At 72.7% G+C, this 24,299-nt stretch carries 20 protein-coding genes; 2 read left to right on the top strand and 18 right to left on the bottom strand.

Annotation, left to right across the window (positions count from 1 at the left end):
- Positions 1-4 precede the first annotated feature (4 nt).
- The 12 genes from MLY01S_RS04960 to dapA form a co-directional block, all read right to left on the bottom strand.
- On the bottom strand, positions 5-1,180 hold the full coding sequence (locus MLY01S_RS04960; protein ID WP_067189884.1) for a lysophospholipid acyltransferase family protein: 1,176 nt from the start codon (positions 1,178-1,180) through the stop codon (positions 5-7).
- A 151-nt stretch (positions 1,181-1,331) separates the two neighbouring features.
- The gene (miaA, locus tag MLY01S_RS04955; RefSeq protein WP_067189880.1) at positions 1,332-2,255 is read right to left on the bottom strand and encodes a tRNA (adenosine(37)-N6)-dimethylallyltransferase MiaA; all 924 of its coding nucleotides are present in this window, start codon (positions 2,253-2,255) and stop codon (positions 1,332-1,334) included.
- Positions 2,255-3,787 carry a tRNA (N6-isopentenyl adenosine(37)-C2)-methylthiotransferase MiaB gene (gene miaB, locus MLY01S_RS04950; protein ID WP_067189878.1) on the bottom strand — a complete coding sequence of 511 codons (1,533 nt, stop codon included), beginning with the start codon at positions 3,785-3,787 and terminating at the stop codon, positions 2,255-2,257. The genes miaA and miaB overlap by 1 nt, the downstream gene beginning before the upstream one ends.
- An 84-nt stretch (positions 3,788-3,871) precedes the next feature.
- The gene (locus MLY01S_RS04945; RefSeq protein ID WP_082739724.1) at positions 3,872-4,750 is read right to left on the bottom strand and encodes a regulatory protein RecX; all 879 of its coding nucleotides are present in this window, start codon (positions 4,748-4,750) and stop codon (positions 3,872-3,874) included.
- Positions 4,751-4,775: 25 nt separating this feature from the next.
- Positions 4,776-5,840: a recombinase RecA gene (gene recA, locus MLY01S_RS04940; protein WP_067189877.1), complete on the bottom strand. Its 1,065-nt coding sequence runs from the start codon at positions 5,838-5,840 to the stop codon at positions 4,776-4,778.
- Between the two features lie 212 nt (positions 5,841-6,052).
- A complete protein-coding gene (locus MLY01S_RS04935; RefSeq protein ID WP_067189875.1) occupies positions 6,053-6,271 on the bottom strand; it encodes a DUF3046 domain-containing protein in 219 nt (72 codons plus the stop codon).
- A 172-nt stretch (positions 6,272-6,443) separates the two neighbouring features.
- Positions 6,444-6,869 carry a helix-turn-helix domain-containing protein gene (locus tag MLY01S_RS04930; RefSeq protein WP_067189872.1) on the bottom strand — a complete coding sequence of 142 codons (426 nt, stop codon included), beginning with the start codon at positions 6,867-6,869 and terminating at the stop codon, positions 6,444-6,446.
- Between the two features lie 211 nt (positions 6,870-7,080).
- The gene (locus MLY01S_RS04925; protein ID WP_067189870.1) at positions 7,081-7,632 is read right to left on the bottom strand and encodes a CinA family protein; all 552 of its coding nucleotides are present in this window, start codon (positions 7,630-7,632) and stop codon (positions 7,081-7,083) included.
- A gap of 36 nt (positions 7,633-7,668) precedes the next feature.
- Positions 7,669-8,343: a CDP-alcohol phosphatidyltransferase family protein gene (locus MLY01S_RS04920; RefSeq protein WP_135103357.1), complete on the bottom strand. Its 675-nt coding sequence runs from the start codon at positions 8,341-8,343 to the stop codon at positions 7,669-7,671.
- Complete coding sequence (locus tag MLY01S_RS04915; RefSeq protein ID WP_067189866.1) at positions 8,340-11,480, bottom strand: FtsK/SpoIIIE family DNA translocase; 3,141 nt, start codon at positions 11,478-11,480, stop codon at positions 8,340-8,342. The genes MLY01S_RS04920 and MLY01S_RS04915 overlap by 4 nt, the downstream gene beginning before the upstream one ends.
- Before the next feature lie 189 nt (positions 11,481-11,669).
- A complete protein-coding gene (locus MLY01S_RS04910; protein ID WP_067189864.1) occupies positions 11,670-13,355 on the bottom strand; it encodes a ribonuclease J in 1,686 nt (561 codons plus the stop codon).
- A gap of 16 nt (positions 13,356-13,371) precedes the next feature.
- Positions 13,372-14,289 (bottom strand): 4-hydroxy-tetrahydrodipicolinate synthase, encoded by a 918-nt coding sequence (gene dapA, locus MLY01S_RS04905; protein ID WP_067189862.1) that lies wholly within the window; start codon positions 14,287-14,289, stop codon positions 13,372-13,374.
- A gap of 95 nt (positions 14,290-14,384) precedes the next feature.
- Between dapA and MLY01S_RS04900 the strand changes: the two genes are divergently transcribed.
- Positions 14,385-15,842, top strand: a complete 1,458-nt coding sequence (locus MLY01S_RS04900) for a heparan-alpha-glucosaminide N-acetyltransferase domain-containing protein (protein ID WP_167635518.1) — start codon at positions 14,385-14,387, stop codon at positions 15,840-15,842.
- Positions 15,843-15,914: 72 nt separating this feature from the next.
- On the opposite strand, the gene MLY01S_RS04895 is transcribed toward MLY01S_RS04900, so the two are convergent.
- The 5 genes from MLY01S_RS04895 to rpsO all read right to left on the bottom strand — a co-directional run bounded on the left by MLY01S_RS04895 (position 15,915) and on the right by rpsO (position 21,922).
- The gene (locus tag MLY01S_RS04895; protein WP_369804916.1) at positions 15,915-16,466 is read right to left on the bottom strand and encodes a hypothetical protein; all 552 of its coding nucleotides are present in this window, start codon (positions 16,464-16,466) and stop codon (positions 15,915-15,917) included.
- Positions 16,459-17,241, bottom strand: coding sequence for a 4-hydroxy-tetrahydrodipicolinate reductase (gene dapB / locus MLY01S_RS04890; protein ID WP_067189858.1), 783 nt, complete (start codon positions 17,239-17,241; stop codon positions 16,459-16,461). Before dapB ends, MLY01S_RS04895 begins: the two co-directional genes overlap by 8 nt.
- Before the next feature lie 22 nt (positions 17,242-17,263).
- On the bottom strand, positions 17,264-18,592 hold the full coding sequence (locus MLY01S_RS04885; protein ID WP_067189856.1) for a M16 family metallopeptidase: 1,329 nt from the start codon (positions 18,590-18,592) through the stop codon (positions 17,264-17,266).
- Between the two features lie 514 nt (positions 18,593-19,106).
- Complete coding sequence (locus MLY01S_RS04880; protein WP_067189854.1) at positions 19,107-21,371, bottom strand: polyribonucleotide nucleotidyltransferase; 2,265 nt, start codon at positions 21,369-21,371, stop codon at positions 19,107-19,109.
- Positions 21,372-21,652: 281 nt separating this feature from the next.
- The gene (gene rpsO / locus MLY01S_RS04875; RefSeq protein ID WP_067189852.1) at positions 21,653-21,922 is read right to left on the bottom strand and encodes a 30S ribosomal protein S15; all 270 of its coding nucleotides are present in this window, start codon (positions 21,920-21,922) and stop codon (positions 21,653-21,655) included.
- Between the two features lie 193 nt (positions 21,923-22,115).
- On the opposite strand from rpsO, the gene MLY01S_RS04870 reads away from it, so the two are divergent.
- Entirely contained in the window at positions 22,116-23,255 is a 1,140-nt protein-coding gene (locus MLY01S_RS04870; RefSeq protein WP_227718756.1) for a CPBP family intramembrane glutamic endopeptidase, read from the top strand.
- Between the two features lie 38 nt (positions 23,256-23,293).
- On the opposite strand, the gene MLY01S_RS04865 is transcribed toward MLY01S_RS04870, so the two are convergent.
- The gene (locus MLY01S_RS04865; RefSeq protein WP_067189850.1) at positions 23,294-24,226 is read right to left on the bottom strand and encodes an NAD(P)/FAD-dependent oxidoreductase; all 933 of its coding nucleotides are present in this window, start codon (positions 24,224-24,226) and stop codon (positions 23,294-23,296) included.
- Between the last annotated feature and the right edge of the window lie 73 nt (positions 24,227-24,299).

Genomic DNA, 24,299 nt, shown 5'->3' with positions numbered 1-24,299 from the left:
GGGGCTACAGCCGCCAGCGGTTCACACCGAGCAGTGCCCACCCGGCGGCGCTCGAGGCCAGCGCGGCGGGACCTGCGGCGGGCTTGGCCACGGTGAGCCCGGCGAGCACGGGGGCCCACAGCAGGGCGGCGGCCGTGCCGCCGAGCACACGGAAGAAGCTGACGGTGTTCACGGCGTCCGCCTTCTTCCCCACCGCCCAGGCGGTGAGCAGGACCGGGGCGATCGGAGCCTGCAGGGTCAGGCCGAGCAGCCGCGGCCAGCGCGGCGCCGGGGCTCCGGGCAGCGGCGGGCGGCCGGCGCGAGCCTGACGCTGATGGTGCAGAAAGGACTCGGTGAAGCCCTCTGCGGCGCGGGCGTCGGCGCCGGCGGCCGTGAGGACAGCGTGGAAGGACTGATCGTCCGGGCAGTCCACGGACACCTCGTCCAAGGCTGTGGACAGCACCTGGTGGATGCGGTCGACCTCGGCGGGGTCAGGCGCTCCGCCGGCGCCGGGCACCGGGGCGCGCGACGGCCCAGGTGAGGCGGCATCGGACGCCGAGGTGCCGTCGTCGGGAAGCGGGACAGGGTCCCCGAGGAGGACCTCCACGCGGGAGCGGTAGCGGTCCGGGGCGGAGTAGAACAGGCCCACCGGGACGACCTCCACGTCCACGCCCTGGGCTCGGCAGGCGGCGAGGATCCGGGCGGCGCCCTTCCGGTAGGGCTGCGGGGCGTGCGACCACTCGGAGGTGCCCTCGGGCAGGACCACGAGGTCTCCCCCGGCGGCCAGGTGGCGCACCCCGGCGGTCACCGGGTCCGCGACCTCGGCCGGGTCCATGCCGTAGCGCTCCACGTCCTTCGGCCGCACCACGGGGATGCCGGTGAACAGCAGGCGCAGCAGCGGATGGCGCAGCAGCTGGGCCGAGACGAGGAACTGCGCGCCGGGGGCGGCGGAGGCCAGGGCGCAGCCGTCGATGGCGCCGTTGCGGTGGCTGGCGAGGTAGAGGCGGGGACGGTGGCCGTCGTCGGTGGGCCGGGTGCTGCGCGAGCGGCGCGAGCCGCGCGGGCCGCGGCGCAGGGCACGGGCAGGGCGGACCTCTCCCAGGATCCGGGGCCGGCCGAAGGCGACCGTGCCGAGCGTCGTCACCAGGCCGCGGTGCCATGCGCTGGGGGCGCTGCCGGGCTTCGGTGTGCTGAAGGCCATGACGATTCCGCTCCTTCCCTCTGCTTTCCAGCACCGTAGCGGCGCCTGTGTGAGCCGCGCCACCGCAGGGAGCGCTCCGGGGATGCGCTCAGAGCGAAGGGCGGCTGTGCAGGAGAGGACGCCCGGGGCACGAGCTCAGTCCCGCGACGAGTCAGAGCACCGCCAGCGCCTGCTCCACCACGTCCTCGGCCAGCGCCTCCACCCAGTGCACGCGCGGGTCGGCCCGGAACCAGGTCTCCTGGCGGCGGGCGAAGCGGCGGGTGGCCACGATGGTCTGCTCGATCGCCTCGGCCTCGGTGATCTCCCCGTCCTGGACGGCCAGGAACGGGGCGTAGCCGATGGCCCGCGAGGCCGTCCTGCCCTCCCGCAGCCCGGCGGCCTCCAGGCGGCGGACCTCCTCGGCGAGCCCGGCGTCCACCATGGCGTGGACGCGGGCGGCGATGCGCTCGTGCAGCACGGCCCGGTCGATCTGCAGGCCGATCTGCACCGCCGGCGCGACGTCCGGGTGGGTCTGCCGCTGCGGCATGAACGCACTGAAGGGGCGGCCGGTGATGCGGTGGACCTCCAGGGCGCGCACCAGGCGCCGCTCGTCCCTCACGTTCTGCGCGGAGGCCGCGTCCACCGCGGCGAGCTCGGCCCGCAGGGCTGCCGCTCCCCGCGCGGCCAGCTCGGCCTCCACCTCGGCACGCACCGCGGGATCGGTGGGCGGGAACTCCAGCACGTCCAGGGCGGCGCGGACGTAGAGGCCCGAGCCGCCCACGAGGATCGGGGTCCTCCCCCGCCCGCGGATCTGCGCGAACAGCTCCCGTGCCTGCGCCTGGAACGCGGCCACGGAGGCCTCCTCGGTGACGTCCAGGACGTCCAGCAGGTGGTGCGGCACCCCCTGCTGCTCGGCCGGCATGGTCTTGGCGGTACCGATGTCCATGCCCCGGTAGAACTGCAGGGCGTCCGCGTTGACGACCTCCCCGCTCAGGCGCTGTGCCAGCGTCACGGCCAGTGCCGACTTGCCGGTGGCCGTGGCCCCGACGACGGCGATCACCGGGCGCTGCCGGCTCGCCTGGGTGCCGGAGGACATCAGGAGCGCGGGCGCAGCGACGGCATTCCGAGGCTGGTGGCGCCGCCGGCGCCCGGGGTGGGCACGCCGCAGGACTCGGCCTGCGCGCGGTCCCAGGCGTCGCCGGCCCGGCTGCGGCGGACCAGGTAGTCCTCGGCGGTCGGGTCCGCGATGGCGAAGAACGCGGCGGCGTCCGTGACGGTGACGGTCACGAAGTCGCCCGGGCGCGGGGTCTCACAGCCGGCGGGCACCGAGAAGTGCACCAGCCGGTGGTCCGGGGCCCGGCCGGCCAGGCGGCCGGTCTCCCCGGCCTTGGAGCCGGACTGCTCGGTGACCATCAGCTCCTGGCGGGTGCCCACGAGGGTCTTCATCTCCTCGGCGGAGATGCGGTCCTGCAGCGCCACGAGGCGCTCGAAGCGCTCCTGCACCTTCTGCTTGGGCACCTGGTCCTCCATCTCTCCGGCGGGGGTGCCGGGGCGGATGGAGTACTGGAAGGTGAACGCCGAGGAGAAGCGGGAGGCCTCCACCACGCGCAGGGTGTCCTCGAAGTCCTCGTCGGTCTCACCGGGGAAGCCCACGATGATGTCCGTGGTAATGGCCGCGTGCGGCATGCGCTCACGGACCTTCTGAAGGATCCCGAGGAACTTCTTGGAGCGGTAGGACCGGCGCATGTCCTTGAGGACCTTGTCCGAGCCGGACTGCAGCGGCATGTGCAGCTGCGGCATCACGTTGGGGGTCTCGGCCATGGCGTCGATGACGTCGTCCGTGAAGGACGCCGGATGCGGGGAGGTGAAGCGCACCCGCTCCAGCCCCTTGATCTCGCCGCAGGCGCGCAGCAATTTGGCGAAGGCTCCGCGGTCTCCGAACTCCACGCCGTAGGTGTTCACGTTCTGCCCGAGCAGGGTCACCTCCACGATGCCCTCGGCCACCAGCGCCTTGATCTCCTGCAGGATCTCGCCCGGGCGGCGGTCCTTCTCCTTGCCGCGCAGGGACGGGACGATGCAGAAGGTGCACGTGTTGTTGCAGCCCACGGAGATGGACACCCACGCCGAATGGGTGGACTCGCGCTTGGTCGGCAGCGTGGAGGGGAAGACCTCGAGGGACTCGAGCAGCTCGACCTCGGCACGCTGGTTGTGGCGGGCGCGCTCGAGCAGGGTCGGCAGCGAGCCGATGTTGTGGGTGCCGAACACCACGTCCACCCACGGCGCCTTCTGAACGATCACGTCCTGGTCCTTCTGGGCCAGGCAGCCGCCGACGGCGATCTGCATGCCCTCGTGGGCCTGCTTCACGTTCCGCAGGTTGCCGAGGTTGCCGTAGAGACGGTTGTCCGCGTTCTCACGCACGGCGCAGGTGTTGAAGACGACCAGGTCGGCCTGGTCGCCCTCGGCGACGGGCCTGTAGCCGGTGGACTCGAGCAGGCCGGAGATGCGCTCGGAGTCGTGGACGTTCATCTGGCAGCCGAAGGTGCGCACCTCGTAGGTGCGGCCGGTGTTGTCCGGCACGATGGGTGCGGTCGCGGCGGGGGTCTGCGGGGCGTCAGCGGTGGTGGTCATCGCAGGTCATTCTAGTGGCGCGGCCCCTCCCGACGGCGGCCCGGCACCGTGGGTGCGCGGCCGGCGGTCCTCAGAGGGCCGGCCTCAGCCGTCCTGGGCGTCGATGGCGTCGCGGACGACCGAGAATGCCAGGCCGGGCGCGTAGCCCTTGCGGCCGAGCATGGCCACGAGCCGCCGCACGTGCCTGTCCCGCTCGGCCCGGGACTCCGGGTCCGGGCCGGTGGGCACGGGACGGGTGCGGATCTTCTTGGCGACGATCTCCGCGGCGGCGGCGCGCTCGTCCTCCCCGGTGACGGCCTCCAGGGCCTCCTCTGCGGTCTCGCCGTCCACGCCCTTCTCCTTGAGCTCGCGGCGCAGGGCGCTGCGGGCCAGGCCGCGGCCGCGGTGGCGGGAGCGCACCAGGGTCTCGGCGAAGGCGGCGTCGTCCACCAGACGGACGGCCTCCATGCGGTCCAGGACCTCGGCGCCGACCTCCTCCGGGATGCCGCGGTCCGCCAGGCGCTCCTCGAGCTGGTGGCGGGAACGGGGCGCACCCGTGAGGTGGCGCAGCGCGATGTTCCGGGCCAGCTCGCGCAGCTCGTCCGGGTCGGACGGCAGCGGCGCCGGCTCCCGGCGACTGCCGCTGCCGCGACCGCGGGGGCCACCGCCGGCCTCGGCGCTCGTCCTGCGGCGGCTGCGGCGCGGCTCGGGCAGCCCAGAGCCCACCACGTGTTCGCGCTCGGCCTGCGCACGGGCGCGCCGGGCAGCGCTGCGGGCGCGGGCCGCGGCGAGGCGATCGGGGTCGACGCCGTCCGGCAGATCCTCCTCGAGACACTCGGTGTCCGCGGCCGTCGTCTCGTCACCGGTTTCCCCGCGGCGGGCGTCCCGTTCTCGGGCGGCCTTCACGGAAGGGGCCTCGATCCAGATGGCGTCGCCCCACGAAGGATCTCCCTGGGGCTTGCCGCGGCCTCGCCGCTCACTCATGCGCTGATCCGTGCGGTGCGGCGGATCAGCCGGCGTCCGGGACGGCTGTCAGCGCGGGCTCCTCGCCCTCCGCCTCGGCGTCCTCGTCCGGCACGATGCCGAGCTTCTGGAGGATCCGGGTCTCGATCTCGAGGGCCAGGTCCGGGTTGTCCTTGAGGAAGCGGCGCGCATTCTCCTTGCCCTGGCCGAGCTGGTCCCCGTCATAGGTGAACCAGGCACCGGACTTGCGCACGATGCCCTCCTCGACGCCCATGTCGATCAGGCCGCCCTCCTTGGAGATGCCCTCGCCGTAGAGGATGTCGAACTCGGCCTGCTTGAACGGCGGGGCCATCTTGTTCTTCACGATCTTGGCGCGGGTGCGGTTGCCGACCGGGTTGCCGGCCTCCTTGAGGGTCTCGATGCGGCGCACGTCGATGCGGACCGAGGCGTAGAACTTCAGGGCCTTGCCGCCGGTGGTGGTCTCCGGCGAGCCGAAGAACACGCCGATCTTCTCGCGCAGCTGGTTGATGAAGATCGCGGTGGTCTTGGACTGGGCCAGGCGGCCGGTGATCTTGCGCAGCGCCTGCGACATGAGGCGGGCCTGCAGGCCGACGTGGGAGTCGCCCATCTCTCCCTCGATCTCGGCGCGCGGCACGAGCGCGGCCACGGAGTCGACGACGATGATGTCCAGGGAGCCCGAGGAGACGAGCATGTCCATGATCTCGAGGGCCTGCTCGCCTGTGTCCGGCTGGGAGACCAGCAGGGCGTCCGTGTCCACGCCGAGCTTGCGGGCGTAGACCGGGTCGAGCGCGTGCTCGGCGTCGATGAACGCGGCGATGCCGCCGTTGCGCTGGGCGTTGGCCACCGCATGCAGGGCGACCGTGGTCTTGCCCGAGGACTCCGGGCCGTAGATCTCCACGACGCGGCCGCGGGGCAGGCCGCCGGTGCCGAGGGCCACGTCCAGGGCGACGGAGCCGGTGGAGATGGTCTCGACCGGGGTCTGGGACTGTTCGCCCAGACGCATCACGGAGCCCTTGCCGAACTGCTTGTCGATCTGGGCCAGGGCGGCGTCGAGGGCCTTCTGACGGTCGTTGCCGGTGTCGGTGCTCATCTTTCACCTCTGGATGTGTGGTCTTCGGTCCGGGCCGCGGGGCCCGGCGCGGGTCCGTCCGATCCGCTCGTGGACGACACTACGGACGGGCGCCGACACGATAGGGCGCGCCGGCGGATCTGTGGACGGCAGCCCGCATTCGGTCTGCTGTGGAGGACACTACCGCACATCTTCGAACATGTGTTCGATACACGGTGCGGCGTGTCCGGCGCTCACCCCTTCGGCGGGATGTCCCGGCCGAGCCGGCGCTCCTCCGGCACGTCCTGCAGGTCGCAGATCGCCCGCCAGACGTCCCGCGGGTCCACCCCCTTCGCCAACGCCTCGGCGCCCGTGCAGTCGAGCCCGGGCAGGTTCAGGGTGTCCACGATCACCGGTCCCCGGGCGGGGCCGAACTCCTCGGCCACGAGGCGGGTGAACTCGCTGCGGCGCATGCAGGTCCTCTCGGATCGTCTCTCGGTCCGCGGCGCGGAGCCACGGGAGCGCGCCCTGCCCGGGCGTGCGGTGTCGATGATGTCACGGCGGCGTGCCGCCGTGACGCGACGACGGGCGGTCGCCTTCGTGTGAAGGCGACCGCCCGTCGTCGTGGAGCAGCGGATCCGACGATCAGTGGGCGAGGGTGCCCACGCGGCCGGAGCCGCCGAGGTCTGCGGTCAGCTCGTCCGGCACGGTGTCCGGGACGATGACGCCCTCCTGCTCGGCGATGCGGTCCGAGACCTCCCGGAGCATGGCGGACAGCGGCACGTCGAGTGCGTCGCAGATCGAGGCCAGCAGCTCGGAGGAGGCCTCCTTCTGGCCGCGCTCCACCTCGGACAGGTAGCCGAGGGAGACGCGGGCGTCGTGCGACACCTCGCGGAGCGTGCGGCCCTGGCGCTGGCGGACGTCGCGGAGGACGTCGCCGATCTCGTGACGGAGGATGGGCATGGAGCGCTCCTTGATCTCGGGGGCGGCGGGGGTCTGGTGGGCCTCATCCTGCGGTCCGTCCTGGACCCAGCGGGTGATGCCGTTGGTGTGGATGGGGTGCCTCATCATGTCTATCGGTACCTCCTGGACGTTCCCTGGACCACAGCGCTGAGGTCGCCCGGTCCGATCGCGCCCTCTGTTCTTGACTCGTTCAGGACAACCACGCCGGTGCGGTGATCATTCCCGCCGGGGCGAACTTTTCCGTTCCGTGACGTTCGCGCGCTCCGTCACCGGCCGACGGCATCGCACCGGCGGCGCGGCAGGCGTGGGTCCGCGCACGTCAGCGGCCGAGCAGCTCGGCCACCATGGCCAGCGCGGCCTGCGTGGACTGGGCCCGGATCTCCTCGCGGTCCCCGTCCAGCCGGAGGAGCCGGGCCGCCGTGACCGTCCCGTCCGCCTGGGGCTCACCGCGCTCGCCCACGACGACGGCCGCCCGATCCGCCAGATCCTCACCGACGGCCAGGCCCACCCAGACCGTCCCCACGGCCTTGCCCTGGTGCGGTTCCGGACCGGCGACGCCGGTGGTGGAGACCCCGATGTCCGCGCCGACGAGGCGGCGCGCGCCGGCGGCCATCTGGCGGGCGGTCTCCGGGTCCACGGCGCCGCGGGTGTCCAGCACCTGCGCGTCCACGCCGAGCACCTCGTGCTTCACGCGGTTCTGGTAGGCCACCACCCCGCCCTGCAGCACGGCCGAGGCCCCGGGAACGTCGGCCACGGCGGCCGCCACGCGGCCGGCGGTGAGGGACTCGGCGCAGGCCAGGGTCAGGCCCTGCTCCCTCAGCCCCCGGACCAGGGCGAGGAGGAAGGCGGAGGGCTGTGCCGTCGTCGTCATGTGGGTCTCCTCAGGGCACCGGCACCGGCACCGGACTCAGCGGGTCACGCGCCCGGAGGCGAGGGCCTCGCGGCGCAGCAGCACCGCCTGGCGGACGTAGTCGACGCCGGTCACCACGGTCACCACGAGCGCGGCACCGAGGAAGAACCAGCCGACATAGGCCCACCAGAAGCCGAGGACCTCGAACAGGGGCATGGACAGGAAGCCGATGCCCGCGGTCTGCAGCACCGTCTTGAGCTTTCCGCCCTTAGAGGCCGGCATGACGCCGTACCTGATCACCACCAGGCGCAGCAGGGTGATCCCCCATTCGCGCACGAGGAACAGGACGGTGACCCACCACCACAGCTCGCCGAGCAGGGAGAAGACCACCAGGGCGGCGCCGGTGAGCAGCTTGTCCGCGATGGGGTCGGCGATCTTGCCGAAGTCCGTCACGATCCCGCGGGCCCGGGCGATGTCCCCGTCCAGCTTGTCCGTGTACATCGCCGCGGCGAAGAGCACGAACGCGATCCAGCGGGCGGCGGTGGAGTCCTCGCCCCACGGGCCGCCGGCCCAGAGCGCCCACACGAAGAACGGGACCATGACGATGCGCACCGCGGTGAGCACGTTCGGCAGGTTCCAGTTGGAGTGCTGAGGCGGGGTCTGCGAGGCCGCCGCCTGCTCGGAGGCGTCCGGCGGGGTCGGCGCGTCGGCACCGTTCACAGAGCCGCTCATCGGCCGGTCAGCTGCCATGCGTCCTCAGACCCCTCCGCGTCGTCCTCATCGTGCCACTGCTGGGCCTGAGGACGATTGTCCAGGTCCTCGGCCACCAGGTCACGGGCGCCGTCGCCCCCGGCGGCTCCGGCACCCGCGCCGGCACCGCCGGACGGGGCCTCGCCGGCCGGCGCGGGGGCAGGCTCCGGCGGGGCGTCGCCGCTGATGGTGGCGAGCACACCGGCCAACTCGTCCGGCTTGACCAGCACGTCGCGGGCCTTGGAGCCCTCGGACGGGCCCACCACGCCGCGGGACTCCATGAGGTCCATGAGGCGGCCGGCCTTGGCGAAGCCCACGCGGAGCTTGCGCTGCAGCATGGAGGTGGAGCCGAACTGGGTGGTCACCACCAGCTCCACGGCCTGCAGCAGCAGGTCCAGGTCGTCTCCGATGTCCTCGTCGATCACCTTCTCGGCCTTCTCCGGCACCACGTCGTCGCGGTACTGGACCTGCATCTGGGACTTCACATGCTCCACCACGGCGTGGATCTCGGACTCGTTGACCCAGGCGCCCTGCACACGCATCGGCTTGGACTTGCCCATGGGCAGGAACAGGGCGTCGCCCTGGCCGAGGAGCTTCTCGGCACCGGGCTGGTCCAGGACCACGCGGGAGTCGGTCACCGAGGAGGTGGCGAACGCCATGCGGGAGGGCACGTTGGCCTTGATCAGGCCGGTGACCACGTCCACGGACGGCCGCTGGGTGGCCAGCACCAGGTGGATGCCGGCGGCACGGGCCAGCTGGGTGATGCGCACGATCGCGTCCTCCACGTCACGCGGGGCGACCATCATCAGGTCCGCGAGCTCGTCCACGATCACCAGCAGATACGGGTACGGGCGCAGCTGACGCTTCGAGTCCGGCGGCAGCTGGACCTTCCCGGCGCGGACGGCCTTGTTGAAGTCGTCGATGTGCTTGAAGCCGAACGCGGCGAGGTCGTCGTAGCGGGTGTCCATCTCCTTCACCACCCACTGCAGGGCCTCGGCGGCCTTCTTCGGGTTGGTGATGATCGGGGTCACCAGGTGCGGGACGCCCTCGTAGGCGGTGAGCTCCACGCGCTTCGGGTCCACCATGACCATGCGGACGTCGTCCGGGGTGGCACGCATGAGGATCGAGGTGATCATCGAGTTCACGAAGGAGGACTTGCCCGCACCGGTGGCGCCGGCCACGAGCATGTGCGGCATCTTCGCCAGGTTGGCCACCACGTAGCCGCCCTCCACGTCCTTGCCGACGCCCATGATCATCGGGTGCTCGTTGCGCTGGGCGGCCTGCGAGCGCAGGACGTCGCCGAGAACGACGACCTCCTTGTCCGTGTTCGGGATCTCGATGCCGATCGCCGACTTGCCCGGGATGGGGCTGAGGATGCGCACATCAGAGGACGCCACCGCGTAGGCGATGTTCTTCTCCAGGGCGGTGACCTTCTCCACCTTGGTGCCCGGGGCGACGTGCACCTCGTAGCGGGTCACGGTGGGGCCGCGGGAGAACCCGGTGACCTTCGCGTCCACCTTGAACTCCTGGAAGCAGGTGGTCAGCGCCTCCACGATCCGGTCGTTGGACTCCGAGCGCTCCTTCGGCGCCGGTCCGGCCGGCAGCAGGGAGGACTCGGGCAGCGTGTAGGACACGTCCCCGCCGAGCTCGAGCTGCTCGGTCTTGGCCGGGACGGACGGCACGGCCGGCACCGGCTCCGGGGTGGAGACGGACTGCACGGCCGGGGCGCCGGCGGCATCCGCGGACGACGACGGCCCCCTGCCGTCCGCGTCCGCCTCGCCGGGCGCGTCGGTCCAGTCCTCGCCGGCATGCTTCGCCACCGGGCGGGCGGAGACGTCCGCCTCCGCGGGGCGGGAGGCCTGCTGGGCACGGGCGTGCTCGCGGACCTGCTCGAGCGCGCGGTCCGCGGCGGTCGGGCGCTTCACGCCCGCCGGGACAGTCGGCAGCTCCTCGGTGTCCGGGCCGGCGGCCTCGTCCTCGGCCTCAGGGAAGTCCGCGGCGGCGTCGAAGACGTGGGAGCCGGAGCGGCGGCCGGCGTCGTCGAGCGGACGGGACAGCGCCTGGGTGGGCTGCTCGTCCGCGGGCACGGCGGCGGTCTCCTCCTCGTCCACGAGGGCCGAGTCGTAGGCGCGGGTCTGCGTGTACTCCGGCTCCACGGGCTCCTCGGCCCGGCGGCCGCGGCCGAACAGGCGGGCGAACAGACCGGGGCGCCGGGCCGGGGCCGGCGCGTCGGCGGCGCGGGAGGTGGAGTCCAGGTAGGACTGGTCGTGGTCCGGGTGCGTGCGACCCTCAGAGCCCTCGGTGCCGTCCTCGTCCGCGTGGCCCTCGCGGCGGGCCCGACGGGCGGCCTTGCGCTCGCGGGCGACCTCGGCGGCGGCCTGCGGGTCCTGCCCGGTGAGCCAGGCGTAGCCGGCGCGGAGGCGCTCGCCGATGGCCCCCAGCGGGGTGGCCGTGATGATGAGGAGGGAGAAGAACGCGAGGGCGATCATGACCGCCCACACGGGGACGGCCGTCAGCAGGGAGGCGAGCGGGCTGGTGGCGAGGTAGCCGACCATGCCGCCGGCGCGAAGCATGTCCTCGAAGGACTCGGCCGCCGAAGGCAGTCCCCCGGCGAGGTGGGCGATGCCGGAGCCTGCGACCGTGGCGACCAGCAGCCCGATGATGATGCGTCCGTTGGTCCGGTGCTCGGTGGGCGTGCGGAAGCAGCGTACGGCGATGATCACCAGGACGAAGGGGACGAGGAAGGCGAACCAGCCGACGGTGCCGGCCACCACCGCGTTGACGATGCGGCCGAACTCGGTGACGTCCCGCAGGCCCCACCACTCGACGGCGGCGACGAGCGCGGCCAGGAGCACGAGCAGGAAGCCGGTGCCGTCCCGGCGGTCCTCACGCGGGATGCGCACGTCCGGGCCGAGCTTGCGCACGACGGCGCCGACCGGGGTGGCCAGGGCCATCCAGATCGCGTGGAGGACCCGGACCGGCAGCGGCGGCCGGTCCAGGTCGACGGTGGTCTTGGTGGTCGCGCCCTTGCCTCGCGTGGAGCCCCCGGACCGGCCGGAGCCGGAGCGGGAACGGGTGGAGGAGGACGACGAGCGCGCGGGGGAAGTACGAGTCGCCATATCGCTCCTACGGTACCGCGAAGCCCCGCGGCGTCCCAGGAGGACACCGCGGGGCTTCGGGCGGCCGGCGTGCGGGCCGGCGGGGCCGGGCGGTGCTGCCGGCGCGCGGCCCGTGTGGCGAGCGACGCGCGGCCGGCGCTGCCAACACGCGACCGGCGTGCGGGCGACGCGCGGCCGGCTGCGTCCCGGTCAGGCCTCGATGACCACCGGGACGATCATCGGGCGGCGGCGCAGCTTGCGGTTGATCCAGGTGCCGATGGTGCGGCGGACGACCTGCTGCAGCTGGTGGGTGGTGTGCGTCTTCTCGGACTGCACGGCCTCCTCGAGCGCGCGGGCGATCTTGGGCTTGATGCCTTCGAACACCTTGGCGTCCTCGGCCACGCCTCGGACGTGGATGTCCGGGCCGGAGATGATCTTGCCGGACTGGCGGTTCACCACGGTGATGACGGAGACGAAGCCCTCCTCGCCGAGCACCATGCGGTCCTTCAGGTCCGCGTCCGAGATCTCGCCGATCGAGGAGCCGTCCACGTAGACGTAGCCGCAGTCGATCTCGCCGACGGCGCGGACGCGGCCGTCCGCCATGTCCACCACGGTGCCGTTGGCGGCCAGGACGATGTTCTCCTCCGGCACGCCGGTCTTCTGCGCGATGCGGCCGTTGGCGATCAGGTGGCGGGTCTCGCCGTGCACCGGCATGACGTGACGCGGCTTGACGATGTTGTAGCAGTAGAGCAGCTCGCCCTCGGAGGCGTGGCCGGAGACGTGCACCTTGGCCATGCCCTTGTGCACCACCTGCACGCCCAGCTTCATGAGGGCGTTGATGATGCGGAAGACGGAGTTCTCGTTGCCCGGGATCAGCGAGGAGGCGAGGACCACGAGGTCGCCCTCCTCCAGCTGGACCTGGTGGTCGCCGTTGGCCATGCGGGACAGGGCGGCCATCGGCTCGCCCTGGGAGCCGGTGCACATCAGCACGACCTCGTCGTCCCGGTACTTGTCCACCTTGCGGGCGTCGATGAGCAGGCCGTCGGGCACGTCCAGGTAGCCGAGCTTCGAGGCGATGCCCATGTTGCGGATCATCGAGCGGCCGACGAAGGCGACCTTGCGGCCGTGCTTCGCGGCCGCGTCCAGGACCTGCTGCACACGGTGCACGTGCGAGGAGAAGGAGGCCACCACGATCCGCTGCCTCGCGTCCGCGAAGTAGCGCTCGATGGTCGGGCCGATCTCCTTCTCGGTCATGGTGAAGCCCGGGACCTCCGCGTTGGTGGAGTCCGTCATGAACAGGTCCACGCCCTCCTCGCCCAGCCGGGCGAAGGCGCGCAGGTCCGTGATGCGGCCGTCGAGCGGCAGCTGGTCCATCTTGAAGTCGCCGGTGTGCAGGATGGTGCCCGCGGCGGTGCGGACGAACACGGCGAGCGCGTCCGGGATGGAGTGGTTGACGGCCACGAACTCGCACTCGAAGGGGCCGAACCGCTCGGTGTCCCCCTCCTTCACGGCGAGGGTGAGCGGCTTGATGCGGTGCTCCTCGAGCTTGGCCTCGATCAGGGCGAGGGTGAGCTGGGAGCCGATCAGCGGGATGTCGGACTTGAGCCGCAGCAGGTACGGCACGGCACCGATGTGGTCCTCGTGGCCGTGGGTGAGCACGATGCCCACGATGTCCTCCAGCCGGTCCTTCAGGTAGGAGAAGTCCGGGAGGATCAGGTCGACGCCGGGCTGGGTGTCCTCGGGGAAGAGGACGCCGCAGTCGACGACGAGGATCTTGCCGTCGATCTCGAAGGTGACCATGTTGCGGCCGACCTCTTCGAGACCTCCGAGCTGCACGATCCTAAGTGCGCCCTTCTTGAGCTTGGGCGGGGTCTGCAGGCGTGCGCCTGAGGGCATGGTGTGGGTTTCCCTTCTAGAAGGTGATGCCGGCCTCCGCGAGGTCGGCGCGGATGATCGAGAGCTCGTCCGAGGTGGCCTCGACGAGCGGCAGCCGCACGGTGGCGGCCGGGATGACGCCCTGGGCGGCGAGGACGGCCTTGGCGGCGACCGCGCCCTGGACGTGGGTCATGATTGCGCGCTGGACCGGGTCCAGCTCGAAGTGGGCCTTCCGGGCGGCGGCGATATCGCCGGCGTTGGCGGCGTCCACGAGCTCGCGGTACTTCGCGGGGGCCACGTGGGCGGACACGGAGACGACGCCCACGGCGCCCAGGGACATCAGCGGCAGGGTGGCGCCGTCGTCGCCGGAGTAGACCACCAGGTCGGTCTCGGCCAGGACGGTGGTCGTGGACTGCAGGTCGCCCTTGGCGTCCTTGAGAGCCACGATGTTCGGGTGCTCGGCCAGGGACAGGAGCGTCTCGGCCTGGATCGGCATCACGGAGCGGCCCGGGATGTCGTAGAGCATGATGGGCAGGTCGACCTTGTCCGCGACCGCACGGAAGTGCGCCGCGATGCCGGCCTGCGGGGGCTTGTTGTAGTACGGGGTCACCAGGAGCAGGCCGTCCACGCCGGTCTCCGCGGCCGCCTGGCTCAGGTGCAGCGAGTGGTTCGTGTCATTCGTGCCGGTGCCGGCGACGACCTTCGCGCGCCCGCCGACCGCCTCCACGACGGCGCGGAACATGGCGACGTTCTCCTCGTCCGTGAGGGTCGAGGTCTCGCCGGTGGTGCCGGTGACCACGAGACCGTCGGCGCCGTTGTCCACCAGGTGCTCGGCGAGCGCCTGGGCGGCGTCCAGGTCCACGGAGCCGTCCGGCCGCATGGGCGTGACCATGGCGGGCACGACGGTGCCGAACACGGGGTCGACGGGTGCGAGGCTGGCGCGGATCTCACTCATGGGCCCAGCCTACCGCCCGCCACCTGGGAGAATGAGGCTGTTCCGCCATGCGGAGACACACCGCCCGCCGCCCGCCGCCGTCTCGGGAGCCTGCCGTGACCTCTGCCTCCTCCCCCGCCTCCCGGCGCGGCCCCGCGTCGGATCGCCCGGCCCGTCGTGTGCGGGGCGTGGACGCCGTCCGCGGGCTGGCGGTGCTGGGCATGGTGGCCGTGCATGTGGGGAACCCGACCGCAGCGGACGGCTCGCCCTCCTGGGAGCACCTGGCGTTCGCCGGGCTCGCCTCGGCGGTGTTCGTGGTGGTTGCCGGCGTCTCCCTCGCACTCAGCTGGCCCTCCCCCGGCTCCGCCGGCCTGCCGACGACGGACCCTCACCCCCGGCGGACCACCCGCCTCCTGGTCCGCGCGGGGCTGCTGTTCCTGCTCGGGCTGCTGCTGGGCCTGCTCGAGTCCCCCGTGGCGGTCATCCTGTGCCACTACGGCGTGCTGTTCGCGCTGGCTCCTGCCCTGCTGCGGCTGCGGGTCCGGACTGCGCTGGCCGCCGGCGTGGCCTGGACCCTGCTCGGACCCGTGGCCGTGTTCGCCCTGACCACACTGGGCTGGTCCTTCCTCGGCCGGACCGCCGTGTCCGTGGACGGCCGGCTCTGGACCTCGCCGGCTCCCGCCGACCTGCTCCGGCCCGGCGTGCTGCTCTCGGACCTGCTGCTCACCGGCTACTACCCGGTGCTGGCCTGGGGCGGCTTCCTGATGCTGGGCATCGGCCTGGGCCGCGCCGTCGAGGCCGCCCGGGACCGGGGAGAGCTGCCGCGTGCCGCGGGGCGGATGCTGGCGGCAGGCGCGGCGGCCTGGGGAGCCGGTGCCGCCGTGTGGCTGGCCCTCCCCCGCGACGAGTCCCTGCGGGTGCGGATCTCCACGGCCACGGGCGTGGACCTTCAGACGCTGCGGGCCACCCTGCTGACCGGAGAGCACGCCCTGGTCTGGCTCATCCCGGACCCGCTGTGGCTGGCGCTGGCCGTGCCCCACGGCGGCGGCATGGGCGAGGCGGTGCGCGTCGCCGGGGCGGCCACGGCCCTGCTCGGTCTGGCCGTGCTGCTCGCCGACCGCACTGCGACCGTCGTCCCCTCAGCCGTGGCCTCCGGGCCGCTGCGGGAGCGGGCGTCGGGGCGGGTTCCGTTGCGGGAGCGGGCACCGGGGCGGGTGCCGCTGCGGGAGCGGGCGTCGGGGCGGGTTCCGTTGCGGGAGCGGGCGTCGGGGCGGGTGCCGCTGCGGGTCCTGACCGCGCCGCTCGAGACGGTGGGACGGATCCCACTCACCCTCTACGTCGGACACCTGATGGTGCTCGCGCCCCTGGCCGACGCGGGGCTGCGGGGCCCGTCCGCATTCTGCGCAGACCCCGGCTGGTGCTGGAACACGGACGTGGCCGTGCTCGTGGCGTGGGCCGGCTGCCTCGCCGTGGCGCTGGCCTTCCGCCTGTGCCGGAGCCGGGGACCGCTCGAGGCGGGTCTGCAAGCGGCGGCGAGTGCCGTCGTCGGGAAGCGGGGGCCCGGACCACGCTGAGGCCGGCCGGCAGCACCTGCCCCACAGGCGGACGCCCCGGACGGGCCGGAACGGGGCGGGGAGGCTGAGCGGTCAGCGGCGGGCGGTGCGGGCATCCTCGGTGAAGAGGCGGCCGGCGGTCTGGATCGCGCCGCGGGCGCGGCGACGGTCCCCGGAGGCGTCGTAGGCCAGGCCGAGCCGGTACCAGGCACGCCAGGACTGCGGGGCGGCCTCGGCCTCGATGCGGTAGGTCTCGAACTCGGCGTCCGCCGAGGCGCGGTCGATGCGGCCGCCGGGCGAGCGCGGCAGGTCGTCCACCGGCAGGTTGCCCTCGGCGGCGAGGATCGCGGCCATGCGCTCGGAGAGCAGGCCGAAGCGGATCTCGCGCCACAGGGCCCACAGACCGACCGCCACGATGCCGAGCACGGCCACGCCGATCAGCTTCGCCACCGGCTGCGGGGCCATGACGAAGCCGATCGCCGAGTACACGGCCACGCCGGCGAAGAACAGCAGCAGCAGGGTGACCGCGGCCACCCCCACCTTGGTCAGCAGGGGACGCTGCGGCCGGGGCTCGCCGCCGGTGGCGGCGGCGTCCCGGCGGTCGGGAGCGTCGGCCGGCTCGTGCGGGGTGTGCGGGTCAGTCAAGGTCGAGGTATCCGTCCAGTCCGTACGTCAGGCCCGGGTGCGCGGCCACCCGGCGCAGGCCCAGCAGCACGCCGGGCATGTAGGCGCCGCGGTCGAAGGCGTCGTGGCGGACGGTGAGCTGCTCGCCGGGGCCGCCCATGAGCACCTCCTGGTGCGCCTCCAGCCCGCGCAGGCGCACCGCGTGCACACGCACGCCGTCCACCTCCGCGCCGCGGGCGCCGTCCGGGTCACGCTCGGTGGCGTCCGGGCTCGGGGCCACGCCCGCCTCCGCGCGGGAGGCGGCGATCATCTCCGCGGTGCGCACCGCGGTGCCCGAGGGGGCGTCCAGCTTCGCCGGGTGGTGCAGCTCGACGACCTCCACCGACTCGAAGAACCGGGACGCCTTCGCGGCGAAGGCGGAGGCCAGCACGGAGCCGACCGAGAAGTTCGGGGCGATGAGCACGCCGACCTGCGGGTGCTGGGCAAGCTGGGCCTGCAGGCGCTCACGGCGCTGCTGGACCCAGCCGGAGGTGCCCACCACGGTGTGCAGGCCGTGCTCCACCGCGAACGCCACGTTGTCCGGGGAGGCGTCCGGGACCGTGAGGTCCACCACGTGCGTGGCGCCGGCCTCGAGGACGCGCTCGAGGGGGTCCGTGGAGGTCAGCTCGGCGACCAGCTCCATGTCCTCGGCGGCGGTGACCGCCTCCACGGCACGGCGGCCCATCTTCCCGGAGGCACCCAGCAGGGCGACGCGGATCCGGTCATTCTCGGCTGCGGGGGTGTACTCGGCACTCATGCGCACCAGCCTACGCGCCGGATCAGGCTTCCGGGCCGACCACGACGGACGCCCGCTCCCCCTCCACCAGGCGGGCGGCGACGGCTCGGACGTCCTCGGCGCCGACGGCACGGACACGGTCCAGGGAGCCGGTGAGGTCCACGAACTCGCCGAGCACCAGCTCGGACCGGCCGAGGCGGGACATGCGGGCACCGGTGGACTCCATGCCGAGCACGGTGCCGCCGCAGATCTGGCCGTGGGCGCGGTCCAGTTCCTCCGCGGTGACGTGCTCGGTGGCCATCCTCTCCAGCTCGGCCACCATGAGGTCTGCGACCTCGCTGACGCGGGAGGGCTGGCAGCCCGCGTAGAGGCCGTAGTAGCCCAGGTCCGAGTAGCCCGCCGAGAACGCGTAGGTGGAGTACGCCAGCCCGCGACGCTCGCGGATCTGCTGGAACAGGCGGGAGGACATGCCGCCGCCGAGGATCGCGTTCATCACGCCTAGAGCGAAGCGGTCCTCGTCCGTGGTGGACAGCGAGCGGCCGCCCACCAGCACGCTGGCCTGCTCCACCTGCTTGGCGAAGCGGTGCATGCCGGGGTCGATCGACGCGGCCGCGGCAGCGGTGGTGTCCACGGCGCGGCGCGGGGCCGGGGAGGCTCCCTCGGGCAGGTCCCAGCCGGACCGGGACAGGGCTTCGAGGACCAGGCGGCAGACCTCGTCGTGCTCCAGGCCGCCGGCGGCGGTCACCACGATCTCGTCCGGGCGGTACCAGTGCGCGTAGTGGTCCCACACGTGCTCGCGGGTGACGCCGCGGATGGTGTCCGGGGTGCCGCCGATCGGGCGGGCCAGCGGGTGCGCCCCGAGCAGGACCTCCGCGAGGCGCTCGTGGGCGTAGTCCATGGGGTCGTCCGCGTCCATGGCGAGCTCTTCGAGGATCACGCCGCGCTCGGTCTCCATCTCGGCCGGGTCGATCACCGAGGAGGCCAGCATGTCCGTGAGGACCTCGATCGCCATCGGCAGGTCCTCGTCCAGCACGCGGGCGTGGTAGACCGTGGACTCCTTCGCCGTGCCGGCGTTGGACTCCCCGCCGACGCGGTCGAAGGCCGCCGCGATGTCCATCGCGCTGCGGGTGGGGGTGCCCTTGAACAGCAGGTGTTCAAGGAAGTGGGTGGAGCCGAACCCCTGCGGGGACTCGTCGCGGGAGCCGACCGCCACCCAGTAGCCGATCGTCACCGAGCGCTGGTTCGGCATCGCCTCGGTCAGCACGCGCACGCCGCCGGGCAGCACGGAGCGGCGGATCTCACCGGCGCCGTCGTCCGCGAGCGTGCCGGTGTAGTCGAGGGGGATCTGCTGGATGGACGTCACCGGCCCCATTGTTCCGGACCCGGCGCGAGGGTGCGAACCGGGTGACCCGGTGCCGAACCCTCTGGCTCGCCGAACCAGAGGAAGTGGGCACTTCCCGAATGCACGAAGGGGCCGAACCTTCTGGCTCGGCGATCACCCCGGCCCCACCCCGCGCCGAACCAGAACAAACGGCTACTTCAGCGGGCCGTCAACCGGCCAAACCCTCTGGCTCGCCGAGCCAGAGGAAGTGGGCACTTCCCGAGCGCGCGAAGGGGCCAAACCCTCTGGCTCGGCGATCACCCCTGCGCCACCCCGTGCCGAACCAGAGGAAGTGGGCACTTCCCGAGTGCACGAAGGGGCCAAACCTTCTGGCTCGGCGCAGCGCGCGGGGTGGCCAGCGGACGAGCCGCCCGAAGCGCACCCTCCTCCGGGCACGACGACGGCCCCGCACCGACGAGCTGTCCGCTCGCCGGCACGGGGCCGCGCGTCAGGGCCGATCAGGCCGAGGGACCGTGCAACCCCTCCCCTCACCGGGGCGGGCCGATCAGGCCTCGGTCGACTCCGAGGACTCGACGGCGTCGGCGGTCTCCGCCTCGGCGCCGTCCTCGGCGACCACCGGGGCGAGCGAGAGCTTGCCGCGGTCGTCGATCTTGGTGATCTCGACCTGGACCTTCTGGCCCACGCCCACGACGTCCTCGACGTCGTCCACGCGCTTGCCGTCGTTGAGCTTGCGCAGCTCGGAGATGTGCAGCAGGCCGTCCTTGCCCGGGGTCAGGGACACGAAGGCGCCGAAGGTGGTCAGCTTCACCACGGTGCCGAGGTAGCGCTCGCCGACCTCGGGGACCTGCGGGTTGGCGATAGCGTTCACGGCGGAGCGGGCGGCCTCGGCGGAGGCGCCGTCGGTCGCGCCGATCAGCACGGTGCCGTCATCCTCGATGGTGATCTCCGCGCCGGTGTCGTCCTGGATCTGGTTGATCATGGCGCCCTTGGGGCCGATGACCGCACCGATCTTGTCCTCCGGGATGCGCACCGCGATGATGCGCGGCGCGGTCGAGGCCATCTCGTCCGGGCCGTCGATCGCGGCGTTCAGCACGGACAGGATGTGCAGGCGGGCCTCACGGGCCTGGGTCAGCGCGGCGGCGAGCACGGAGGCCGGGATGCCGTCGAGCTTGGTGTCCAGCTGGATCGCGGTGACGAACTCGGAGGTTCCGGCCACCTTGAAGTCCATGTCCCCGAACGCGTCCTCGGCGCCGAGGATGTCGGTGAGGGCGGCGTACTGGGTCTGGCCGTCCACCTCGGCGGAGACCAGGCCCATGGCGATGCCGGCGACCGGGGCGCGCAGCGGCACACCGGCGTTCAGCAGGGACAGGGTGGAGGCGCAGACCGAACCCATGGAGGTGGAGCCGTTGGAGCCGAGGGCCTCGGAGACCTGACGGATCGCGTACGGGAACTCCTCACGGGAGGGCAGCACCGGCACCACGGCGCGCTCGGCGAGGGCGCCGTGGCCGATCTCGCGGCGCTTGGGAGAGCCCACGCGGCCGGTCTCGCCGGTGGAGTACGGCGGGAAGTTGTAGTGGTGGATGTAGCGCTTGGAGGTCTCCGGCGCCAGGGAGTCGATCTGCTGCTCCATCTTGAGCATGTTCAGCGTGGTGACGCCCATGATCTGCGTCTCGCCGCGCTCGAAGATCGCGGAGCCGTGCACGCGCGGCAGGACCTCGACCTCGGCGGTGAGCTTGCGGATGTCGGTGAGGCCGCGGCCGTCGATGCGGACCTGCTCGCGCAGGATGCGCTGGCGCACGATCTCCTTGGTGACCGAGCCGAACGCCTTGGCGATCTCGCTGCGGCGCTCCTCGAACTCCTTGCCCTCTCCGGCGAGCTCCTCGATGACCTCGGCGTGGTAGGCGTCGGAGGCGGCCTCGCGCTCCTGCTTGTCGCCGATCGAGAAGATCTCGGTCAGGCGCTCGGAGGCGAGCTTCTCCACGGCGGCGTAGGCGTCGTCCTCGTAGTCCTTGAAGACCGGCACGTCCACCGGCTCCTTGCCGGCGCGGGCGGCCAGGTCGGCCTGGGCCTCGCACAGGGTGCGGATGAACGGCTTGGCGGCCTCGAGGCCCTCGGCCACGACCTCCTCGGTCGGGGCGCCGGCGCCGTGATCCTTGATGAGGGTCCAGGCGTCCGGGGTGGCCTCGGCCTCGACCATCATCACGGCGATGTCGTCACCGGCGATGCGGCCGGCCACGGCCATGGTGAAGACGGCGTCCTTCAGCTGGGAGTGCTTCGGGAACGCCACCCACTGGCGCTCGCCCATGCCGTTGTCCAGCAGGGCCATGCGCACGCCGCCGATCGGGCCGGAGAACGGCAGGCCGGAGAGCTGGGTGGACATGGACGCGGCGTTGATGGCCACGGTGTCGTAGATCTCGTCCGGGGCGATCGAGGTGACGGTCACGACGACCTGGACCTCGTTGCGGATGCCCTTGGTGAAGGCCGGGCGCAGGGGGCGGTCGATCAGACGGCAGGTGAGGATCGCGTCGGTGGACGGGCGGCCCTCGCGGCGGAAGAACGAGCCGGGGATGCGGCCCGCGGCGTACATGCGCTCCTCGACGTCCACGGTGAGCGGGAAGAAGTCGAAGCCCTCGCGCGGGGACTTGCCCACGGTGGTGGCGGACAGCATCGACGTCTCCTCGTCGATGTACACCATCGCGGCGCCGGCGGCCTGCTGGGCGAGGCGGCCGGTCTCGAAGCGCACGGTGCGCTTTCCGTAGGAGCCGTTGTCGATGACGGCTTCGGCGAATGTGATCTCAGGACCTTCCATGGTCCCTCCTTTCAGAGACGACGCCCTGCGCGTCCGGAGGCACCGTCCTGGTCTTCGATCGAGGCCCTCGGCGTCCGTCCGCCCGAAGGGGCGGCGGGTCCGGGAGCCACTGTCGAGGACCGCGAAGGGTGCCGGCAGGGGCGTCGGGTGCTTCAGTTGTGGTGACGCGGCAGCGCCAGGTGCGCGGCCGTCGTCGTGGAACAGACTAGAGGCGGCACCGCTACGGGTGGGAGTCCCACGCCGGAGCGGCACCGCCTCGTCATCGCCTGTTCAGCGCTGCGTCACTTGCGCAGGCCGAGGCGCTCGATCAGCGAGCGGTAGCGCTCGATGTCGGTGTCCTTGAGGTAGCCGAGCATGCGACGACGGCGACCGACCATGGCCATCAGGCCGCGGCGGGTGTGGTGGTCGTGCTTGTGCTCCTTGAGGTGCTCGGTCAGGTCCTTGATGCGACGCGACAGGACCGCGATCTGCACCTCGGGCGAACCGGTGTCACCCTCGTGGGTGGCGTACTCCGTGATGATCTGCTGCTTGACAGCCGGATCCAGGGCCATGATGAACTCCTTGAGAGTTGTACCGCGAACAGTGGGCCCGGACGCCGGGCGTCCGGGATGCCCGCCACCGCGGACTGCAGCGGGCACCGACCCTCCAGCCTACACGACGACGGCGCCTCGCCCTTTCGTCGCGGGTGCGCCTCCGCCTCAGGGCGGCTCCGCAGCGTCCGGGTGCGTTGCTAGCGTCGTCCGCATGAGTCAGCCGCCGTACAACCCCGCCCTCTTCCCGGATGAGCCGCCGCGCCGCCCGGTGTCCCCCGAGCAGGCGCCCTCCGGGGTGCCGCCGCAGGGCATGCCTCCGCAGCAGGCGCCGTACGGCGTCGCCCCGCAGGGCGGGTCCGGGCCGGGCGGGGCTCCTCCGGCCGCTCCCCCGTTCCCGCCGATGCCGGTGCCGGCGAAGCCCCTGGACCTGCCGCTGATCGGCGCCGACTACTCCCAGGTGCTGCGCACGCCACGGCACCGCTGGTGGCATCCGCTGGGCTCGTCCGGCATCGCCCTGGGCCTGACGATCGTGGTGATGGTGGTGGGCACCCTCGCCATGCTCCCCGCGCTGTTCGCCTCGGCCGGCCCGGACGTGCTCGACGCCCCGGATGCGGTCTACGACGCCGCCTTCGAGTCCGCGCCGATCATGGCGATCAACAACCTGATGCTCGCCGCGCTGATCCCGGTGGCCCTGCTCGCAGTGCGCTGGGGCCATCCGGTGGCGGCCCGGTTCCTGCACTCGGTGACCGGACGGGTGCGCTGGGCCTGGATGCTGCGCTGCACGCTGGTGCTGCTGCCGATCTACCTCGTCTACGTGGTGGGTGCCTGGGCGCTGACCGGGGCGGTGGCCCTGCCGCGCTCCGAGGACTGGGTGTGGATGCTCGTGATGGCGTTCGTGCTCACCCCGTTCCAGGCCGCCGGCGAGGAGTACCTGTTCCGCGGCTGGGTGCTGGCCTCCGTGGGCTCCTGGTTCCGCCACCCGATCGTCGGCTGGATCGTCGGCGGTCTCGTCTCCACGGCGATCTTCGCCCTCGCGCACGGGTCCCTCGACGTCTGGATCCTGCTGGACCTGGGCGCGTTCGCCGCGGCCGCCGTCTGGCTGACGTGGCGCACCGGCGGGCTCGAGGCGGCGATCGCCCTGCACGTGGTGAACAACGTGGTGGTGATCGCCGTCGGCACGCTGATCGGCACCGTGACCGACTCCTACGTGGACCCGTCCACCGCCGGCGACCCGGTGACCGCGCTGGTCTCCGCGGTGTTCTCGCTCGGCTGCGCGGCGCTGCTGGGCTGGCAGGCCTCGCGCGCCGGCATCCAGCGGACCGTCCCGGCGGAGGTCGGCGCCCGCCCCTGAGGCACTTTCGCTCGTGGAACGGGAGGCGGGTCAGGGCCTCAGAGGGACGCTTCGAGCAGGGCCGCCGCCTCGTCCGCGCAGCCCCAGGACAGGGTGACGCCGGCGCCGCCGTGGCCGTAGCAGTGCACCACCGGCGTGGCCCCCAGCGTCTCGGCCGCCAGCCGCACCGCCGGGCGCACCGGCCGCAGTCCCACCCGGTGCTCTCGGACCTGCGCCCCGGCCAGCTCCGGCACCAGCTTCACGGCGCGGTCCAGGACGGCCGCCCCGATGGCCGGGTCCGGGTCGATCCGGGTGTCCGCCGGGTCCGAGGTGCCGCCCACCACGATGTCCTTCTCCCGCGGGAACACGTAGACCGGCTGCTCACCGGTCTGGTCCAGCGTCCAGCGGGTCAGCCCGAACTGCCGCAACAACAGGATCTGCCCGCGCGCGGTGGACATGCTCGGATCCGGCAGCAGCTCGCGCGCCCCCAGCCCGGCGGCCACCACGGTGGGCACGCCGTCGTCCGGGACCGCCTGAAGCCGCCGCCTCTCGATCCGCCCGCCGAACACCTCGACCCTCCGCACCAGCCAGCCCAGGTAGACGCTCATGTCCGCCAGCGGCGCGGCGAAGGCCCAGCCTCCCCCGGGCTCTCCGCCCCGCCCGGCCACGCGACGGAAGTCCAGCACGTCCGCCGCCCACGCAGGGTCCGGCAGCTCCCCCACGCCGACCTCCGTGCCGTCCACGAGGTGCACGCCGGACTCGGGCTCGGATTCGGCCAGCCGGATCAGCTCGGCCAGCGTCCGCACGCCCCAGGCGGTCACCCGGTCCACGGGGGCGGCCAGGTAGGGGTACCAGAGGGCGCCGGCCACCCGGGAGGTGGTCTGCTGCGGGTCCTGCTCCGTCAGCACGGTCACCTCGTGCCCGGCCTCGAGCAGGCGCACCGCGCAGCTCAGTCCGATCACGCCCGCACCGATCACCCGCACCCCTGCCATGTCCGTCCTCCTCGTCTCACGGTCTCCGCCTCAGCGGCTCCGGCCGTCGCAGCGGCCCTGCTCCCAGCCTGCC

This window comes from Micrococcus lylae NBRC 15355 (assembly GCF_001570885.1).
GTDB classification, from domain to species: Bacteria; Actinomycetota; Actinomycetes; order Actinomycetales; family Micrococcaceae; genus Micrococcus; species Micrococcus lylae.
The sequence above is the reverse complement of the archived record's forward strand: the minus strand, read 5'-3'. Positions and strand labels throughout refer to the sequence as shown.